This is a genomic window from Cellvibrio sp. PSBB006 (assembly GCF_002162135.1).
Lineage (GTDB): Bacteria > Pseudomonadota > Gammaproteobacteria > Pseudomonadales > Cellvibrionaceae > Cellvibrio.
In genome coordinates, this window is sequence record NZ_CP021382.1 from 4773495 (window position 1) to 4788895 (window position 15401).

The window sequence follows — 15401 nt, forward strand, 5'->3', positions numbered from 1 at the left end:
GCCGCGATTCTACTTGAATACGCCGGTGCTTGGAATGAATCCGTCTCTGACAGTGACGAAGGCAATTGGTTGAGGCTGTGAAGTTCGCCGTCAGGCAGACCTTGTCAGCCTTCCGGATTTGGGGTTTTATGGGAGCCGTTTTGTCTGCGGTGCCGGCCTCACCGGAATGCCGATGTAGAGCGCCTCGGTCCGCAGCCGCCCCAATCCTTTATTTCACGGAGTCAGGATGAGCGATCCCCGGGACCTAATTGCACAAACCATAGAAGATCGTAAGCAAGCGCTCACACACTGGGCGAGGAAGAATTTGCAGGTGTTACTGCCTGAAGCGGTGGTGGATCGAGTGGTGCTGGAGGGTTTGGGGTCTGATGCCGGATTCCGCCACTATTACCGCGCGCAATCTCCCCTTGCAGGCCAACCGCCGTTCCTGGCGGTAGATGCCCCGCCCGAAACGGAGAATACTGCGCTCTTTGTCAAACTCGCCCGTTACCTGCGTCATGGCGGCGTGAATGCACCGACGGTCATAGCCGCCGATGCGGCCCAGGGTTTCCTGTTAGTGGAAGACTTTGGTGATCGATTGCTGCGCAATGAATTAACACAGGACACTGCCTGCACTTTATACGGTGAAGCCTTGATGGTTTTGCTGCGCTTGCAGCAGGCAGGTGACATCCCGGCGGAGTTGCCGCATTACGATCAAGCCATGTTGCGGCGGGAATTGACTATCTTTAGCGAATGGTTCGTTGAAAAATTACTTGGCTATTCCTTGAGTCAGGCGGAGCAGGCGCTCTTGCATGGCGTGTTCGCGCAGCTTGAAACCTCGGCGTTGGAGCAACCGCAACTGCTGGTCCATCGCGACTATCATTCCCGCAACCTGCTGTTGTGCGATTCTGGTCAAATCGGCGTTATCGATTTTCAGGGCGCGGTACACGGCCCCTTTGCCTACGATCTGGTTTCCCTGCTGCGCGACTGCTACATCCGTTGGCCTCAGGAAGACGTTAAACGCTGGGCGCTCAGTTACGGCAACATGGCCATGGAAGTCGGCGTTATACCGGCGGTTGATGAGGCCACCTATCTGCGCTGGTTTGACTGGATGGGCTTGCAGCGGCATATCAAAGTATTGGGCATCTTCGCCCGGCTGCACCTGCGCGACGGCAAAGACCATTATCTGGCAGATCTGCCATTGGTATTGCGATACACACTGGAGGTTGCGCGGGACTATCCACAACTGAGTGAATTTGTTGAATGGTTCGATCAACGACTGCTGCCGTTGATCGAACAACAAAGCTGGTATACCGATTACCGCTGTGCCGGAGATACAATCGCGTGAAAGCCATGATCCTCGCCGCCGGCCTCGGCCAGCGCATGCGTCCCTTGACTGACCAACTACCCAAACCGCTACTGTCCGTCGGCGGTAAACCTTTGTTGCAATATCATCTCGAAAATTTACACGCGGCGGGTGTTCGCCAGGTGGTGATTAATCTGGCATATCTCGGCGAAAAAATTCGCGCTTTTGTCGGCGACGGTAGCCGTTTTGATTTACAGGTGGAATACTCTGAAGAACCGGAACCGTTGGAAACAGCCGGGGCAATATTGAAAGCCTTGCCGCTGTTGGGCGATGAACCTTTTGTGTTGGTCAACGGCGATGTCTGGAGCGATTACCCCTTGCAGAATTTGATTCGCCATTCTCTGGATCGGCAATTCAGTGGACATCTGGTACTGGTACCCAACCCGGCATTTCATCCGTCCGGCGATTTTGCATTAGCGCAGGCTGGTTTATTGGTGACCGATCCCGATCACCCGCGTTACACCTTCGCCGGCATCAGCCTGTTGCGTCCGCAGATGATTGCGGAATATCCACAATGCCGTGAAAAATTTCCTTTGGGCGAAGTGCTGCGGCATGAAATCGCGCAGGGTCGCTTAACAGCGGAGGTTTATGAAGGAGCGTGGAGTGATGTGGGAACGCCGGAGCGGTTGGCGGTTTTGGATGGTGAGTTAGGTTGTGGTTGATAAATAACAGATGTGAACATCCTGCTGCCACTTGTGGTGACGCATTGTTGACTTTGGTTATGGAGGCGATTTACTAATAAGGACCACAATTTTTAATGTGGATCATATTTCACAGCCAGACTCGCCAGATTCGGTATTTGCGATGTTCCAGCAGCCTTCAAAAATAAATGTGGGCCCCTCGGTCACACCACTTCCGACTATTATTTCCTCTTGCATTTCAAATGTGAATGTTCCCGAGTAGCTATTTACAAAGTCTATGTATCCATCAATTGGTATAAAAGAGCGCTCGGCCTGATCAAAAGAACCAAACGGCTGCGTATTGACACAGCATATATCGTCGTTCTCTGAATATTTATAGTAGAGGTGAAAACCTATATCTGTGTATAAAAATACGCCTACTGGATCAATTTCGGTTCGTATAAAAAGAGCCCATACTGAAGGGTCATTGAAGATAACTCTGATGTCTTTTCGATGTAATTTTAAAGCTATTTGTTGCGTTTCTACTTTTCTAGAAATAAGCCAGCTATTAAGTTTCTCTGGAAGCGCTGGTTGTGCCAATCCGTCTTCGCTAAAAGAGGCAATGCTGTATTCATTTAGCGCGTACACATCATCAGCATATTCTTCAGTAAGATTACGTTTTTCATTCTCTCCGCCACAACCAATCAGGATTAGTGTTAAAGATATTATGCTAAAAAATTTAATCATACTGTTTTCCATATATTTAACCCTGCGTTAAATGCAGGGAAGTATAAATTCGCCAGCTTATGCTGCGCTTTGTCGAGCATCAATTCAACAAACATTTATCTCGGAATTTTTTATAGTGAATAAAATTATTGATTTTTTACGTATCTATTCCAAATCGATGTCGGATTACGCCTTTGGCTAATCCGACCTACATGATGGTTGTAGGTATTCACTCTCGCCATCGTTGCGAGAGTGAATATAGTGGCGGGGATATTATTTTGCGAGAGCGAGTAATTGCATTGCGCCGAGGTGGTCGACTTGCAATACCAATTGGATGTCGTTGTCGGAGGTGTCGGCGATGACGCCGTTGAGGATTAATTCTGTTTTAACCGGGTAAACGCCTTGTGGCAGGCCTTCCGGCGGGGTGAACGCAAATTCGTTCTGATAATGCCCGCCGCGACGGCTATCGCCATTGACTGCTTTGGTCAGGTTGCGCAGTGGTTTGGTGTGGTCTTCGTTATCGAAGATGGTGATGCGTTCTTCGATCAAGGCTTCCTGGCGCAAGCTGCCGGGTACCACGACGATGTCCGATTTAACCGTTACCTGATTGCCCGGTTCCACCACCTTGCCAGGCAGGGTTTCGGTATCGTAGCGCTCGGCGATGGGGTCGGGTTGCAGGGTTTTATTTTTGTTGCGGTATTCCGCTGCAACTTGCTCTTCGTCCGCGACTTTTTTGGAGCGGTAATCGATCACCATATCGGCGATTAATTTCACCGCAATGGATACTGCTGCAACCCGCGCGGCGGCTTTCAGCTTCTCGCGGTTTTTACAGCTTTGGTCGCCGCTTTTGCATTTGTGCGAACGATCGAGATTGTCTTTCAGGTCGTTCAAGCCGAACCCGTAAGATGGCGCTGCGATCAGTGATGAGAGAAGAACAATTAAGAGTGGTTTTTTCATGGTAAGCCTCCTTGACTTATTGGATGGTAAAACCGGTGGTCTTGAGTTTTTGCTGGGTGTCTTGTGCGCGCCGCTTGATAGCGGTGGCTTCCGCGTGCCCGGGAACCAAATCCAGTGCGGCTTCGGCTTTGGCGATGGCACAGCTGTAATTCTTTTGTTTGTCGAGACAGGTTTTGGCTTGGGCCAGAATACTTTGCACGCGTTGTTCTGATTGTCGGGCGAGGGTGGCGGTCTGTTTAATGTCCAGCGCCTGAAGATTGCCGGGATGATTGGCGGTCACGGTATCGGCATGGCTTATCGCGCAATCGTATTGTTTTTGACTCAGACATTGCCGCGCTTTATTTAACGCGTCGTTAATTTCGGCCTGTTGTTCCTGAGCGCCGGTCTGTGCCGCTAATAATTTATTCTGCAGCAACAAGGTTGTTTGATGGCTTGCGTTGATACCAACGGCCTCGTTTACCAAGGCTTCCGCACATTCAATATCGCCGTTTTGCAAACAATTGTCGGTGCGCTGTGCGATTTGAGAAAGCGCCATGGATTCGGTAGCGCTATTCAATAATCGTTGTGCGGCTGCGTGGGCTTCATCGAGCTTGAGTAGCTCGCGGGTTTTGATTTGGGTGCAGGCAAAATCCGCTTGCGTGAAGCAGACTTCAGCGTCTTGCATGAGACTTGCAATACGGCTGGCATCCTGTTGTTTCTGGTGCGCCAGTTGCGCACTGTTTAATAAGTCGCGCGCAACTCGGTTGTCCGGTTCAAGGTTGGTCACCACCAGACTTTCCTCAATGGCGCAATCAAAATCACTCTGCGCAAAACAGCTTTGCGCTAACGCAATTTTTTCATTGATAGTATTCTGGATTTGTACTTCGGCCTGGTAGTTGCTGTAAGCAAACCAGCCGAGGCCGATCAGTGATACCGGCAATAACACCGCTGCGACTTTCAGCATCAGTGGTTTACGGCGCGGAAACAGCTCGTGGTGAAATTGTTCAACTGTGGGGGTGCGTTGTGCTTTTTCCAGCGCAAGGCCGCGACTCAAAGCTTTCCATTGTGTAGCGGTTAATTTTTCGATGCGCTTGGGTTTCAGCTTTTGTTGTTGTGCATCAAGCGCGGACACATTGTTATACGGGTGGCGGCCGGCGAGCATCTCATAAATCACACAGGCCAGCGCGTAGACGTCATCCGCGAAGCTGATGGGCTCATCGTTGATCATTTCAATCGTGGCATAAGCCGGCGTCAGTGCACCCAGTTGCCCGGCATCAAACTGATGGCGCTGGGTTTCCTTGGAAGCCGCGCGTGCGATGCCGAAATCCAGCACCTTGGCGGAACCGTCGCGCATCACAAACACGTTACCGGGTTTGAAGTCGGCGTGGATCAAATGACGCTTGTGGGCATACATCAAGGCTGCGCATAAATCTTTCGCCAATCGCAGTGCGGTAGCGACGGGCAGGCCGGTATTGCGATGCTCTTTCAGCAATTTATCCAGCGGGTCACCGTGCAATAACTCCATGGTCATAAACAGGATATCGCCATCGCGATCAAAGTCGTGCACGGTGACGATATTCGGGTGCGCCAGGGTTTGTGACTTGGCGGCTTCCTGCTGGAGCGTGACAAACGCGTCCGGGTGATTCTGGAAATCCTGGTTTAATACTTTGGTGGCGATATAAGGATTCGGATCTTCCGCTTCGACTTTGCGTAGATCACGGGTTTTATACACCGTACCCATGCCGCCCTGGCCCAAAGCGTCTTCCAATAAAAAGCGTTTTTTCAACAAGGTGCCCGCGCCGCTGCCACTCAGTGCCTGTTCGGCCAGCTCACTGGCTTTGGCAAAGCCAGAGGAATTATTGGTCGTATTGGCGCGGTATTGGGTGTATTGCGTAGCGGCAGCGGCGGTCGGGGTTTTGGACGCAGAGGTTTTTGGCTGCGCTGTTGCTGGTTTGCTATCAGCAGATTGGGCGTTTACCTGAATCTTTTTAGCCGGTGCGAAGACCGTGGCCTCGTCTGCGGCAGGCTGTGTTTTTTTGGCGAGCACAGTCGCGTCATCTGCCTTGGGGCGAGCTTTCCTGGCGAGAATGGTCGCATCATCCGCTTTGGGTGCAGACTTTTTGGCAATAACCGTGGCTTGTTCCGCTGGCTTTTCAGGCGGGCGAGCAAGGCGGGTTTTATCATCTGCCGGGGTGGGCGTGTTGGCTGAATCTTTCTTGTCAGACACGCAAGTTTTCCTCTTTGCTCCAGATATTGATTATTGGTAATTCCGTTATGGCTGACGCCAAAAATAGCCGAAAAATAGTAACACGATCGCCGCCTAAAGGCATTCAGCAGAATTAAGGGAAAGCGTTGGAAAATGCGACGGCTTTAACGATTTCCCGATTACTCCTGTTTGTCATCTGATTTTGTTTCCTTTCCCTGCGCATGCCGCTCCATAAAACCGCGTGTTCGCTCTAACCAGAAACTGCGCGGGTTATCGAGGTCTTGCGGCTGTAAAGGCAGCAGTTGAAGCGGGTAATAATTTTCCATCTTATTGCGCAATGCCGCTGCACGGTGGCGCTGTCGGAGGGCGGCCTGCTGGTCATCATTTGCTTGGGTAAACAGATCAAGCACTGGCAGCGCTGGATTGGCGAAGAGTCCTTCCAGTTGCTCGCGAGTCAGCGGCTCCTGGGTTTGCAGATTCACCAGTATCAACGCCTGGGGTGTATTACTGGCAGACGGCTGCAGGGCAGCCATGCTGTCGACCACACTGCTGTTATCCACCAATACCAGAATGTTTTCCTGGCCTTGTTCGCGCAGGAAGGCCGCTGCTGCACCGACGCGACGCGCTATGATCTCGGTGCGAGATGGTTGTGGTTTGGGCTCGGGAGGTTCAGCGGCTGGCTTCTCTTCAGCAGGTGTCGCTTCATCGGCCGCCTCCTGTTGATCCGTTTGTTCTTCCTGGGCAGGCGGGGGTATTTCCCGTTCGGGAACAGCTGATGGTTGCTGTGAGGGCAAGGCGACGGCAAGGGTGACCCAACCGTAACGCGGCAAATAACGCCGCAGGTTTTCAAACGAGGGCGGCCAGCCAGGGGGAACTTCGGCTGCATGGAGAATCAATACGGCGCCCTTGGTTGTCCGTGCTTCCGTCGGGCGAAACAGCGCAAGAATTTTTTCATCCGGCGTTTCCAGCCAACGCACTTCATCCGGCTTGGCTTCTGCCAGCAATTGGTTGTAGCGCTCCTCGCGCGACACGCTGGGTGCAGGTTCCGGCTCGGGTGCTGGCTCAGGAACCGCCGTTTCTGGCGCCGGGTTCGGGGCATTTTCTGCCGGTGCCGCGGTCTGGGCGTGCAAAACGCCATGCGCGGACATTAGCAACCAGGCAACAAAAAGCCAGCAGTGCGGCCGGAGTGAATCCCGATGGATGAGGCGAGTCAAAAGACAGTTCATAGTCCCGGTTTTTCGAGTGGATAGTGATTCATTAGGGCGCAATCTGCTGCCAGTATGGTTTTTTTCAGTACAATGCGGACATTTTAGTCGTTGTCATAACAGTCATCGGGTGATTTATGCAGAACTTTAAGGATTCACGCCAGGCGGACTTCAGAATTGCGCCTTCCATTCTTTCCGCCGATTTCGCGCGCCTCGGTGAAGAGGTGGATGCTGTGTTGGCCGCTGGCGCTGACATGATCCACTTTGATGTGATGGACAATCATTACGTCCCCAACCTCACCATCGGTCCTATGGTGTGCAAAGCGCTGCGGAAATACGGCGTAACCGCACCGATTGATGTGCACCTGATGGTGGAGCCGGTGGATGACCTGATTGGTCAGTTCGCTGACGCCGGCGCGACTTTTATTACCTTTCATCCTGAAGCCTCACGCCATGTGGATCGCTCGCTGCAGTTGATCAAGGATCGCGGTTGTTTCGCTGGTTTGGTGCTTAACCCGGCCAGTTCGCTGGACGAAATCAAATACGTGATGGAAAAGATGGACATGCTGCTGTTGATGTCCGTTAACCCCGGTTTTGGTGGACAGCAGTTTATTCCTTATGTGCTGGATAAGGTGCGCGAAGCGCGTGCGCTGATCGATGCCAGCGGCTATAACATTCGCCTCGAAGTCGACGGCGGTGTATCTACCGAAAACATCCGTGCGCTGGCCGCCGCCGGGGCCGATACTTTTGTATCCGGCTCGGCCATTTTTAATACCGACGATTACGCCGCGACCATTGCGGCCATGCGTGCGGAACTGGCATTGGCCAATAAGGGTTGAACCGGTTGCAGTCGGCGGGGTTATATTAAGTAACCGGTTAAATTGTGAAATATTGGGGATAGGCAGTCTGGTTTTATTTGAGTAAACTGGCCGCCAGTCCATAAGGAGAAGCCCTGTGAAACTTTCAGGCTTACATCTGCAAGAGCGTGCCGCCCTCGTCGCCCGATGGCGTCGCTAGTCCATTTCTGCCCGCGCGCAGTCTGTCTAGCTAGCACTTATTATCTAGCCTCGCAGTCTGTCAGCAGCCGGGTTGTCTTCACCTCATCTGTTGTCCGACATCTTTCATGCCGCGTCAGGCGCAGATGAATTACCCGATAAAAATAGCGTGATTCGCCCACCTCTTGCGGGCGAACCCGAAAGGTAAATCCATGACTCCTGAACAATTTGCTGAGTTGGCCGCGCAAGGCTATAACCGCATTCCGGTGATGCGCGAAGTGCTGGCTGACCTTGATACTCCTTTATCTTCCTATCTGAAATTGGCCCGCGGGCCTTATTCCTATCTGTTTGAATCCGTGCAGGGCGGCGAAAAATGGGGTCGTTATTCCATGATCGGCCTACCGGCCCGCACGGTATTAAAAGCCTTCGGTGAACATATTCGTATCGAGCGCGATGGTGTCGTGGTTGAGGAAACTACCCAGGCCGACGCTCTGGAATTTGTTGAAGCATTCAAGCAGCGCTATCGCGCGCCGGAGTTGCCGGGTCTGCCGCGTTTTACCGGTGGCCTGGTGGGTTACTTCGCTTACGATTGTGTGCGTTATGTTGAGCCGCACCTGAAAGCCAGCGAGCCTAAAGATATCATCGGCACACCGGATATTTTATTGACGGTGTCCGATGAGGTACTGGTTTTCGATAACCTCGCCGGTAAATTGATTTTTGTCATTCATGCCAATCCGGAGATCGACAACGCCTACCAGATCGCGACGCAACGTCTGGATGAATTGGAAGCGCGCTTGCGCGGTCCTGTGCCGTCAACGCCGGATTTAACACTCGGTATGAACGGCGCCAGTGAACAGAAATTCCGCTCGCATTACGGTGAGCAACCGTTTCAGGACGCGGTCAATCGCATCAAGGATTACGTGCTGGCCGGCGATACCATGCAGGTGGTTATCTCCCAGCGTTTATCTATCGATTTCACGGCGGAACCGCTGAATTTGTATCGCGCACTGCGCAATTTAAATCCATCGCCTTACATGTATTTCCTGGATTTGGGCGATCACCATGTAGTGGGTTCCAGCCCGGAAATTCTGGCGCGTCTGGAAGACGGTGACGTAACGGTGCGGCCTATCGCCGGTACCCGTCGTCGCGGCCATACGCCGGAAGAAGACAAAGCCCTGGAAGCGGAACTGGTGGCCGATCCGAAAGAAATTGCCGAGCATTTGATGTTGATCGACCTTGGCCGCAACGATGTCGGTCGCGTGGCTGAAGTGGGCAGCGTAAAGCTCACCGATAAGATGGTGGTCGAGCGCTATTCCCACGTAATGCACATTACCTCGAACGTCACCGGCAAGATCAAACCTGAATTGCGCGCGATGGATGTACTGCGCGCAGCCCTGCCGGCGGGGACGCTCTCCGGTGCGCCCAAGATTCGCGCGATGGAAATCATCGACGAACTGGAAAGTGAAAAGCGCGGTATCTATGGCGGCGCGGTGGGTTATATCGCCTGGAACGGCAATATGGATACCGCCATTGCAATTCGTACGGCAGTTATCAAAGACGGCAAACTTTATGTGCAGGCCGGCGCCGGTGTCGTGGCCGATTCAATACCAGCGCTGGAGTGGAAAGAAACCATGAACAAAGCGCGCGCCATCTTCAAAGCCGTCGACATGGTGGGGGAATAATCATGATACTGATGATCGACAACTACGACTCCTTTACCTATAACGTGGTGCAGTACCTGGGCGAGCTGAAAGCGGATGTGGAAGTCGTGCGCAACGATGAAATTACCGTGGAGGACATCGCGCGTCTGGCGCCGGAAAAGATCGTGATTTCACCCGGCCCCTGTACGCCCAATGAGGCGGGTATTTCGGTGGAAACCATCAAGACTTACGCTGGCAAGATTCCCTTGCTCGGCATTTGTCTCGGCCATCAAAGTATCGGCCAGGCATTTGGTGGCAAGGTCATTCGCGCTCCTCACGTCATGCACGGCAAAACTTCACCGGTGTATCACGCCGATAAAGGTGTATTTACCGGGTTAAAAAACCCCTTGCAGGCCACGCGTTACCATTCGCTGGTAATCGAAAAAGAAAGCCTGCCGGATTGTTTGGAGATTACTGCCTGGACCCAGGATGCCGATGGCAACATGGCGGAGATCATGGGGGTGCGCCACAAAACCCTGGCTGTAGAAGGCGTACAATTTCACCCTGAATCTATCCTGACTGAACAGGGCCACGAATTGCTGCGCAACTTTTTGAATGGCGTATAACCGACGCGCAGTCGGGCTGTCAGGGACGGTGCGATTGCGCGGTTGTTGAAGTAAATTTACTCTGTCGCTGACAAGCTTTTCCCACACACAAAACCGTGAATGGTAACAACAAGGTGGATGGCAATGGACATAAAACAAGCTCTGAATAAATTAGTCGCGCACATTGATCTCTCGACCGAAGAGATGACCATGGTGATGCGCGAAGTGATGACCGGCGTCGCGACGCCGGCACAGATTGGTGGGTTTCTCGTTGCCTTGCGCATGAAAGGAGAAACCCTGGACGAAATTACCGGGGCCGCTATGGTCATGCGCGAACTGGCGACCCAGGTAAACATCGAAGCGGAATATCTCGTGGACACCTGCGGTACCGGCGGTGACGGTGCCAACCTGTTTAACATCTCCACTGCCAGCGCGTTTGTGGTGGCAGCCGCGGGTGGTCGGGTGGCCAAGCACGGTAATCGTGGCGTTTCCAGTGCTGCCGGTAGCGCCGATGTTTTGGAAGCGGCGGGCATCAAACTTGATATTACGCCGGAGCAGGTGGCCCGTTGCGTAAAAGAAATTGGTGTTGGTTTTATGTTCGCGCCGGCGCATCACAGTGCCATGCGCTATGCCATCGGCCCTCGTCGTGAATTGGGCCTGCGCACCATCTTCAATATGCTCGGTCCCATGACCAACCCGGCCAATGTTAAACGCCAGGTTATCGGTGTGTTCAATGGCGAGCTGTGCAAACCCATGGCCGAAGTATTGGCGCGTCTGGGTAGCGAACATGTGATGGTGGTACATGCCAAAGACGGGCTGGATGAAATCAGCCTGGCCAGCGAAACCCAGGTGGCGGAACTGAAAAATGGTGAGATCATCGAATACACCATCAAGCCGGAAGATTTCGGCGTGCAAAGCAAAAGTTTGATTGGCCTGAGCGTGCAAAACGCGGAAGATTCGCTGTTGTTAATCAAAGATGCGCTAGGCAATCGACGCGGCCAGTACGCCGAAAAAGCCGCCGACATCATCACCCTGAATGCCGGCGCCGCGATTTATGTGAGTGGTGTCGCCACGAACCTGGCTGATGGTGTGGAGATGGCGCGAGACGCTATCGGCAGCAGTTTGGCTGGCGAGAAGATTCGCGAACTCGCTGCCTTCACTCAATATCTTGAATAAGTTTTTCGGTTGACCGAAGAACCCTGACGCGAACGGTTAATCCAAGTTCGCAAAGAGGACTGGAATCGCGTGACACAGACACCCACCGTACTGCGCAAGATCATTGCCCGCAAATGGGAAGAAATTGCCGAGCGTAAAAAGACCGTTTCTCTCGCTGACCTCAAGCAGAGCCTGGTACACCAACAACCGGTGCGCGGCTTCGTACAGGCAATTGCAGACAAAATTGCAGCAGGTCAATCCGGCGTCATCGCCGAGATTAAAAAAGCCTCCCCCAGCAAAGGCGTCATCCGTGAACACTTTGTTCCAGCGGAATTGGCGCGCAGCTACGAACGGGGCGGAGCCGCCTGTTTATCAGTATTAACCGACGTGGATTTTTTCCAGGGTGCTGACCTTTATTTGCAAGAAGCCCGCGCTGCTACCGACCTACCGGTGATCCGCAAAGATTTCCTGGTGGACGAATACCAGATCTACGAAGCGCGCGCCATTGGCGCAGACTGTGTACTACTGATCGTATCGGCCTTGGAGCCGCAGAAACTGGCGGATCTGAATACCCTGGCGATGGAGTTGGGGCTGGATGTGTTGGTGGAAGTCCACGACGCCGCTGAGCTTGAAATTGCGCTTGGCTTACCGAACAAGCTGATCGGCATCAACAACCGCAACCTCCACACCTTCGATGTCACCCTGCAAACCACCTTTGATCTGCTCGACCAGATCGGCCCGGAACGCATCGTTGTAACAGAAAGCGGCATCCTGTCACCTGCCGACGTAAAAGCTATGCGCGATAAAAACGTGAATGCATTTTTGGTAGGCGAAGCCTTTATGCGTGCCGATGACCCCGGCGCAGCGCTGAGAACTTTCTTTAGCTAAATAACGAAAAAGCCAGCTAAAAGCTGGCTTTTTAATTTACCTGATGACCTTACCGCTTACCGCAATACAAGTTTGGCGTTAGGGCACTTCGGAATCCGTTTGTCATTAGGCCTGTTGTTTCGAAAACGCATGAATACATCCCTGTAGCTCCTTCAAGTCGTCCTTGACTTGAAGGTTTCGAAACAACAGGCCTAACGCCAAACTCGCATTGTGCGAGTATTTCCGGTTGTAAAAATCTTTAGCGCGTCCCGTAAACCACCATAGTCTTACCTTTCACCAGCACCAATCCCTGATCCTCCAGAGTTTTAAGTACACGACCAACCATCTCGCGAGAACAACCCACAATACGGCCGATCTCCTGGCGGGTAATCTTGATCTGCATACCATCCGGGTGAGTCATCGCATCCGGCTCTTTACACAAATCCAGCAAGGTACGTGCGACGCGACCGGTCACATCAAGGAAGGCGAGGTCGCCCACTTTGCGAGTGGTGGCGCGCAGGCGGCGGGCCATCTGGCTGCCGAGGGCGAAGAGGAATTCGGGGTGGTCTTCAGAGATTTCCTGAAACTTGGCGTAGCTGATTTCAGCTACTTCACATTCCGACTTGGCGCGAACCCAGGCGCTACGTGAATCTTTTTCATCGAATAAGCCCATCTCGCCGAAGAAGTCGCCATCGTTGAGGTAGGCTACGATCATCTCGCGGCCTTCATCATCCTCAATCAGTACAGTGACTGAACCTTTGACGATGTAGTAAAGCGAATCGCTTTTGTCGCCCGCGTAAATGATAGTGCTCTTGGCGGGATAACGGCGACGGTGACAATGGCTTAAAAACTCATCCACATTCTTAATGTGCGGCGTTAATGAGACAGCGACCAAGGTGGGCTCCTAGTTTGCTTTATAGGATTTATCAGGTTGATATGGCGCGCATTATGACCAGAAACGAAAATGCGTACCAGTCGATGCGGAGCCGGACTCTAAACTTTGTGATGCAGTTATAAGCCTAGAGTCCTTCGTTGTCTATAGAAAGTTTAACTCAGCGCCGTTAGTGTTGATTTTTGTGACACAGGGGCTTTATCACCGGCTGCTGTGATAACCTTGCCGGCTGGAAAAAGCCAGAATCAGTAAAGGGTTGGAATATGCATGCAACAGTGAAATGGGTAGATGGGGCGCAATTTATTGGCGAATCAGGCAGTGGCCATTCAGTTGTGATGGATGGTCCGCCGGATCACGGCGGACGCAATCTGGGCGTACGTCCGATGGAGATGTTGCTCTTGGGGCTGGGCGGTTGTTCGTCATTTGATGTGATGAGTATTCTGACCAAGGCACGCCAGGCCGTCACCGATTGTCGTGTAGAGCTGGAGGCGGAGCGTGCGGAAGGTGTTCCGTCACCCTTTACCAAAATCCATATGCAATTCATTGTGACCGGCAAGGATTTGAAAGAGCCGCAAGTCAAACGGGCAGTGGAGCTGTCGGCGACCAAATACTGTTCCGCGTCCATCATGCTGGAAGCGGGCGGCGTTGAGATTACCCACAGTTATGAAATCCGTTCGCCAGATTAATGCAGCCGTCTGGCCGCACTTACTCCAGGCTGATACCGCCCTCAGGAATTCGCAGCCGTAATTCCCGTGTCAGCGCCGGTACCAGCTGGCGATGACGCGGGTGTAAGTGTACATAAGCGGATTGACGAAACAGGGTGCCGGCGTGGTAGATCGGCTTGGGTAGTTTCATTTCTGCCTGAATACGCTTAACGGATGCCTCCGAAATAATCAGCGCATCAATGCGTCCGGCGCTCAACATCTTTATACCTATCTCGCTGGTCACGAGGCCTTGTGCATCCCGTTGGCGCTCGGGGGTCAGCAGACTTTTGGTGGCAGCGGAACCTTGCATATAGCCCAGCCGGTATTTGCCACTGTTCAGTTCGCTAAGGTTATCGATCCGGATATCCGGTTGATGGCTCCACACCTGCAAATCCGCACTGGCAACGACCACATCTATTCTAATTAAAGGCGACTCGGGCGCACTCGCCAAATAATGGGTGTCTCTGGCACATTCACCATCACTGGTGCCGTGATTGGCGTCCTGAATAGCGCGCAGGGTGGGGCGGTGTTGCATCACAAACTCATAGCCCAGTGCCGCAAATGCCTGGCGGTAGATCGCTTCCAATTTGATGAAGTGGGCCGAGTGAGCCGGTAGCCAGCAAGAAAAGGTGATGCGCGGTGCACCGGCATGGCCGCAGGCTGTGTAGGCAAGCACCATGCTTGCCAGCCACCAGCGAAGCGAGCGGGTGATGAACATGATCAATATCTTTATGTTTATGGATTTAACGAAGTCTAGCACTTGATGGCGGATTAACACGGGGTGCCGCTCTTCAGGCATAAAGCGGCAACAGGATCAGAGGCGGTAACTGCTGAATGTCATCGCTTTGGATACCAGCGTCATCATGACTTTCACAGGCGCGGGAAAATCCATACCACCAGCGGCCAATGCGGCATCGGCATGGCGGGCTTCGTCTTCCAGCATCTTCTCCACCACGGCGCGACTCCTGGCATCCTGCTCCGGCAGTTTGGCCAGATGGCTGTTTAAATGCCGGCACACCTGATCTTCCGTGGCGGCCACAAAACCAAGGCTGACACGATCACTGACGAGTCCGGCGCCGGCGCCGATGGCAAAGGACAGCCCGTACCACAGCGGGTTGAGGTAGCTGGTGTGGCTGCCCAATTCGTCAATACGCTGCTGGCACCAGACCAGGTGATCCACCTCTTCAGCGGCAGCCTTTTCCATTTCTGCGCGCACATCGGGCAGTTTTGCGGTCAACGCTTGTCCCTGATACAGCGCCTGGGCGCAGACTTCACCGGCGTGGTTTACCCGCATCAGCCCGGCGGCATGACGCTTCTCTTGTTCATTTAATTGTTCATTTAATTCAGTTTCGTGCAGCCTTGACGCGGGGGAGGGGCGCTCGGCGGTCAGGTCACTGGCGCCGGCCAGGGTGCGCAGTGCACGGTCGGCTTGCACAATCAAACGATCAACGACGCTGAGCTGGATTCCGGGCATGGCATGAGTCTCGTGTGGTGAGCAGAAAACCTCT

15 protein-coding genes are annotated in these 15401 nt (G+C 53.1%); 8 read left to right on the plus strand and 7 right to left on the minus strand.

Annotation, left to right across the window (positions count from 1 at the left end; genetic code table 11):
• The first annotated feature begins 226 nt into the window (after positions 1-226).
• Together CBR65_RS19840 and murU are read left to right on the plus strand one after the other, a co-directional pair.
• Complete coding sequence (locus CBR65_RS19840; RefSeq protein WP_087468466.1) at positions 227-1324, plus strand: aminoglycoside phosphotransferase family protein; 1098 nt, start codon at positions 227-229, stop codon at positions 1322-1324.
• 5 nt (positions 1325-1329) lie between these two features.
• The gene (gene murU, locus CBR65_RS19845; protein WP_198300999.1) at positions 1330-2004 is read left to right on the plus strand and encodes an N-acetylmuramate alpha-1-phosphate uridylyltransferase MurU; all 675 of its coding nucleotides are present in this window, start codon (positions 1330-1332) and stop codon (positions 2002-2004) included.
• Positions 2005-2106: 102 nt separating this feature from the next.
• Here the strand turns inward: murU and CBR65_RS19850 are convergent, their stop codons facing one another.
• The 4 genes from CBR65_RS19850 to CBR65_RS19865 form a co-directional block, all read right to left on the minus strand.
• Positions 2107-2709: a hypothetical protein gene (locus CBR65_RS19850; protein WP_087468468.1), complete on the minus strand. Its 603-nt coding sequence runs from the start codon at positions 2707-2709 to the stop codon at positions 2107-2109.
• 252 nt (positions 2710-2961) lie between these two features.
• Positions 2962-3645, minus strand: a complete 684-nt coding sequence (locus CBR65_RS19855) for a hypothetical protein (RefSeq protein ID WP_087468469.1) — start codon at positions 3643-3645, stop codon at positions 2962-2964.
• 16 nt (positions 3646-3661) lie between these two features.
• Positions 3662-5851, minus strand: coding sequence for a protein kinase (locus CBR65_RS19860; RefSeq protein ID WP_087468470.1), 2190 nt, complete (start codon positions 5849-5851; stop codon positions 3662-3664).
• 158 nt (positions 5852-6009) lie between these two features.
• Positions 6010-6978, minus strand: coding sequence for a DUF3530 family protein (locus tag CBR65_RS19865; RefSeq protein ID WP_157672169.1), 969 nt, complete (start codon positions 6976-6978; stop codon positions 6010-6012).
• A gap of 194 nt (positions 6979-7172) precedes the next feature.
• On the opposite strand from CBR65_RS19865, the gene rpe reads away from it, so the two are divergent.
• The 5 genes from rpe to trpC all read left to right on the plus strand — a co-directional run bounded on the left by rpe (position 7173) and on the right by trpC (position 12318).
• Entirely contained in the window at positions 7173-7874 is a 702-nt protein-coding gene (rpe, locus tag CBR65_RS19870; protein ID WP_087468472.1) for a ribulose-phosphate 3-epimerase, read from the plus strand.
• Between the two features lie 368 nt (positions 7875-8242).
• Positions 8243-9712, plus strand: coding sequence for an anthranilate synthase component I (gene trpE / locus CBR65_RS19875; RefSeq protein WP_087468473.1), 1470 nt, complete (start codon positions 8243-8245; stop codon positions 9710-9712).
• 2 nt (positions 9713-9714) lie between these two features.
• Positions 9715-10296: an aminodeoxychorismate/anthranilate synthase component II gene (locus tag CBR65_RS19880; RefSeq protein ID WP_087468474.1), complete on the plus strand. Its 582-nt coding sequence runs from the start codon at positions 9715-9717 to the stop codon at positions 10294-10296.
• A gap of 123 nt (positions 10297-10419) precedes the next feature.
• Positions 10420-11451 carry an anthranilate phosphoribosyltransferase gene (gene trpD, locus CBR65_RS19885; RefSeq protein WP_087468475.1) on the plus strand — a complete coding sequence of 344 codons (1032 nt, stop codon included), beginning with the start codon at positions 10420-10422 and terminating at the stop codon, positions 11449-11451.
• Between the two features lie 69 nt (positions 11452-11520).
• Positions 11521-12318, plus strand: coding sequence for an indole-3-glycerol phosphate synthase TrpC (trpC, locus tag CBR65_RS19890; RefSeq protein WP_087468476.1), 798 nt, complete (start codon positions 11521-11523; stop codon positions 12316-12318).
• A gap of 238 nt (positions 12319-12556) precedes the next feature.
• On the opposite strand, the gene crp is transcribed toward trpC, so the two are convergent.
• Positions 12557-13192 carry a cAMP-activated global transcriptional regulator CRP gene (gene crp / locus CBR65_RS19895; RefSeq protein ID WP_087468477.1) on the minus strand — a complete coding sequence of 212 codons (636 nt, stop codon included), beginning with the start codon at positions 13190-13192 and terminating at the stop codon, positions 12557-12559.
• A 260-nt stretch (positions 13193-13452) separates the two neighbouring features.
• Between crp and CBR65_RS19900 the strand changes: the two genes are divergently transcribed.
• Positions 13453-13875 carry an OsmC family protein gene (locus CBR65_RS19900; protein ID WP_087468478.1) on the plus strand — a complete coding sequence of 141 codons (423 nt, stop codon included), beginning with the start codon at positions 13453-13455 and terminating at the stop codon, positions 13873-13875.
• A 19-nt stretch (positions 13876-13894) separates the two neighbouring features.
• On the opposite strand, the gene CBR65_RS19905 is transcribed toward CBR65_RS19900, so the two are convergent.
• Together CBR65_RS19905 and coq7 are read right to left on the minus strand one after the other, a co-directional pair.
• Positions 13895-14611: a hypothetical protein gene (locus tag CBR65_RS19905; RefSeq protein ID WP_087468479.1), complete on the minus strand. Its 717-nt coding sequence runs from the start codon at positions 14609-14611 to the stop codon at positions 13895-13897.
• A gap of 96 nt (positions 14612-14707) precedes the next feature.
• Positions 14708-15367, minus strand: coding sequence for a 2-polyprenyl-3-methyl-6-methoxy-1,4-benzoquinone monooxygenase (coq7, locus tag CBR65_RS19910; RefSeq protein ID WP_087468480.1), 660 nt, complete (start codon positions 15365-15367; stop codon positions 14708-14710).
• Positions 15368-15401 lie beyond the last annotated feature (34 nt).

Bases quoted from the DNA above. Each gene is read 5' to 3' on its own strand.
- CBR65_RS19905 (WP_087468479.1), bottom strand. From the start codon at position 14,611: ATGTTCATCACCCGCTCGCTTCGCTGGTGGCTGGCAAGCATGGTGCTT.
- trpD (WP_087468475.1), top strand. From the start codon at position 10,420: ATGGACATAAAACAAGCTCTGAATAAATTAGTCGCGCACATTGATCTC.
- CBR65_RS19855 (WP_087468469.1), bottom strand. From the start codon at position 3,645: ATGAAAAAACCACTCTTAATTGTTCTTCTCTCATCACTGATCGCAGCG.
- CBR65_RS19850 (WP_087468468.1), bottom strand. From the start codon at position 2,709: ATGATTAAATTTTTTAGCATAATATCTTTAACACTAATCCTGATTGGT.
- trpE (WP_087468473.1), top strand. From the start codon at position 8,243: ATGACTCCTGAACAATTTGCTGAGTTGGCCGCGCAAGGCTATAACCGC.
- rpe (WP_087468472.1), top strand. From the start codon at position 7,173: ATGCAGAACTTTAAGGATTCACGCCAGGCGGACTTCAGAATTGCGCCT.
- CBR65_RS19880 (WP_087468474.1), top strand. From the start codon at position 9,715: ATGATACTGATGATCGACAACTACGACTCCTTTACCTATAACGTGGTG.
- CBR65_RS19865 (WP_157672169.1), bottom strand. From the start codon at position 6,978: ATGTCCGCGCATGGCGTTTTGCACGCCCAGACCGCGGCACCGGCAGAA.
- CBR65_RS19900 (WP_087468478.1), top strand. From the start codon at position 13,453: ATGCATGCAACAGTGAAATGGGTAGATGGGGCGCAATTTATTGGCGAA.
- CBR65_RS19840 (WP_087468466.1), top strand. From the start codon at position 227: ATGAGCGATCCCCGGGACCTAATTGCACAAACCATAGAAGATCGTAAG.
- coq7 (WP_087468480.1), bottom strand. From the start codon at position 15,367: ATGCCCGGAATCCAGCTCAGCGTCGTTGATCGTTTGATTGTGCAAGCC.
- murU (WP_198300999.1), top strand. From the start codon at position 1,330: ATGATCCTCGCCGCCGGCCTCGGCCAGCGCATGCGTCCCTTGACTGAC.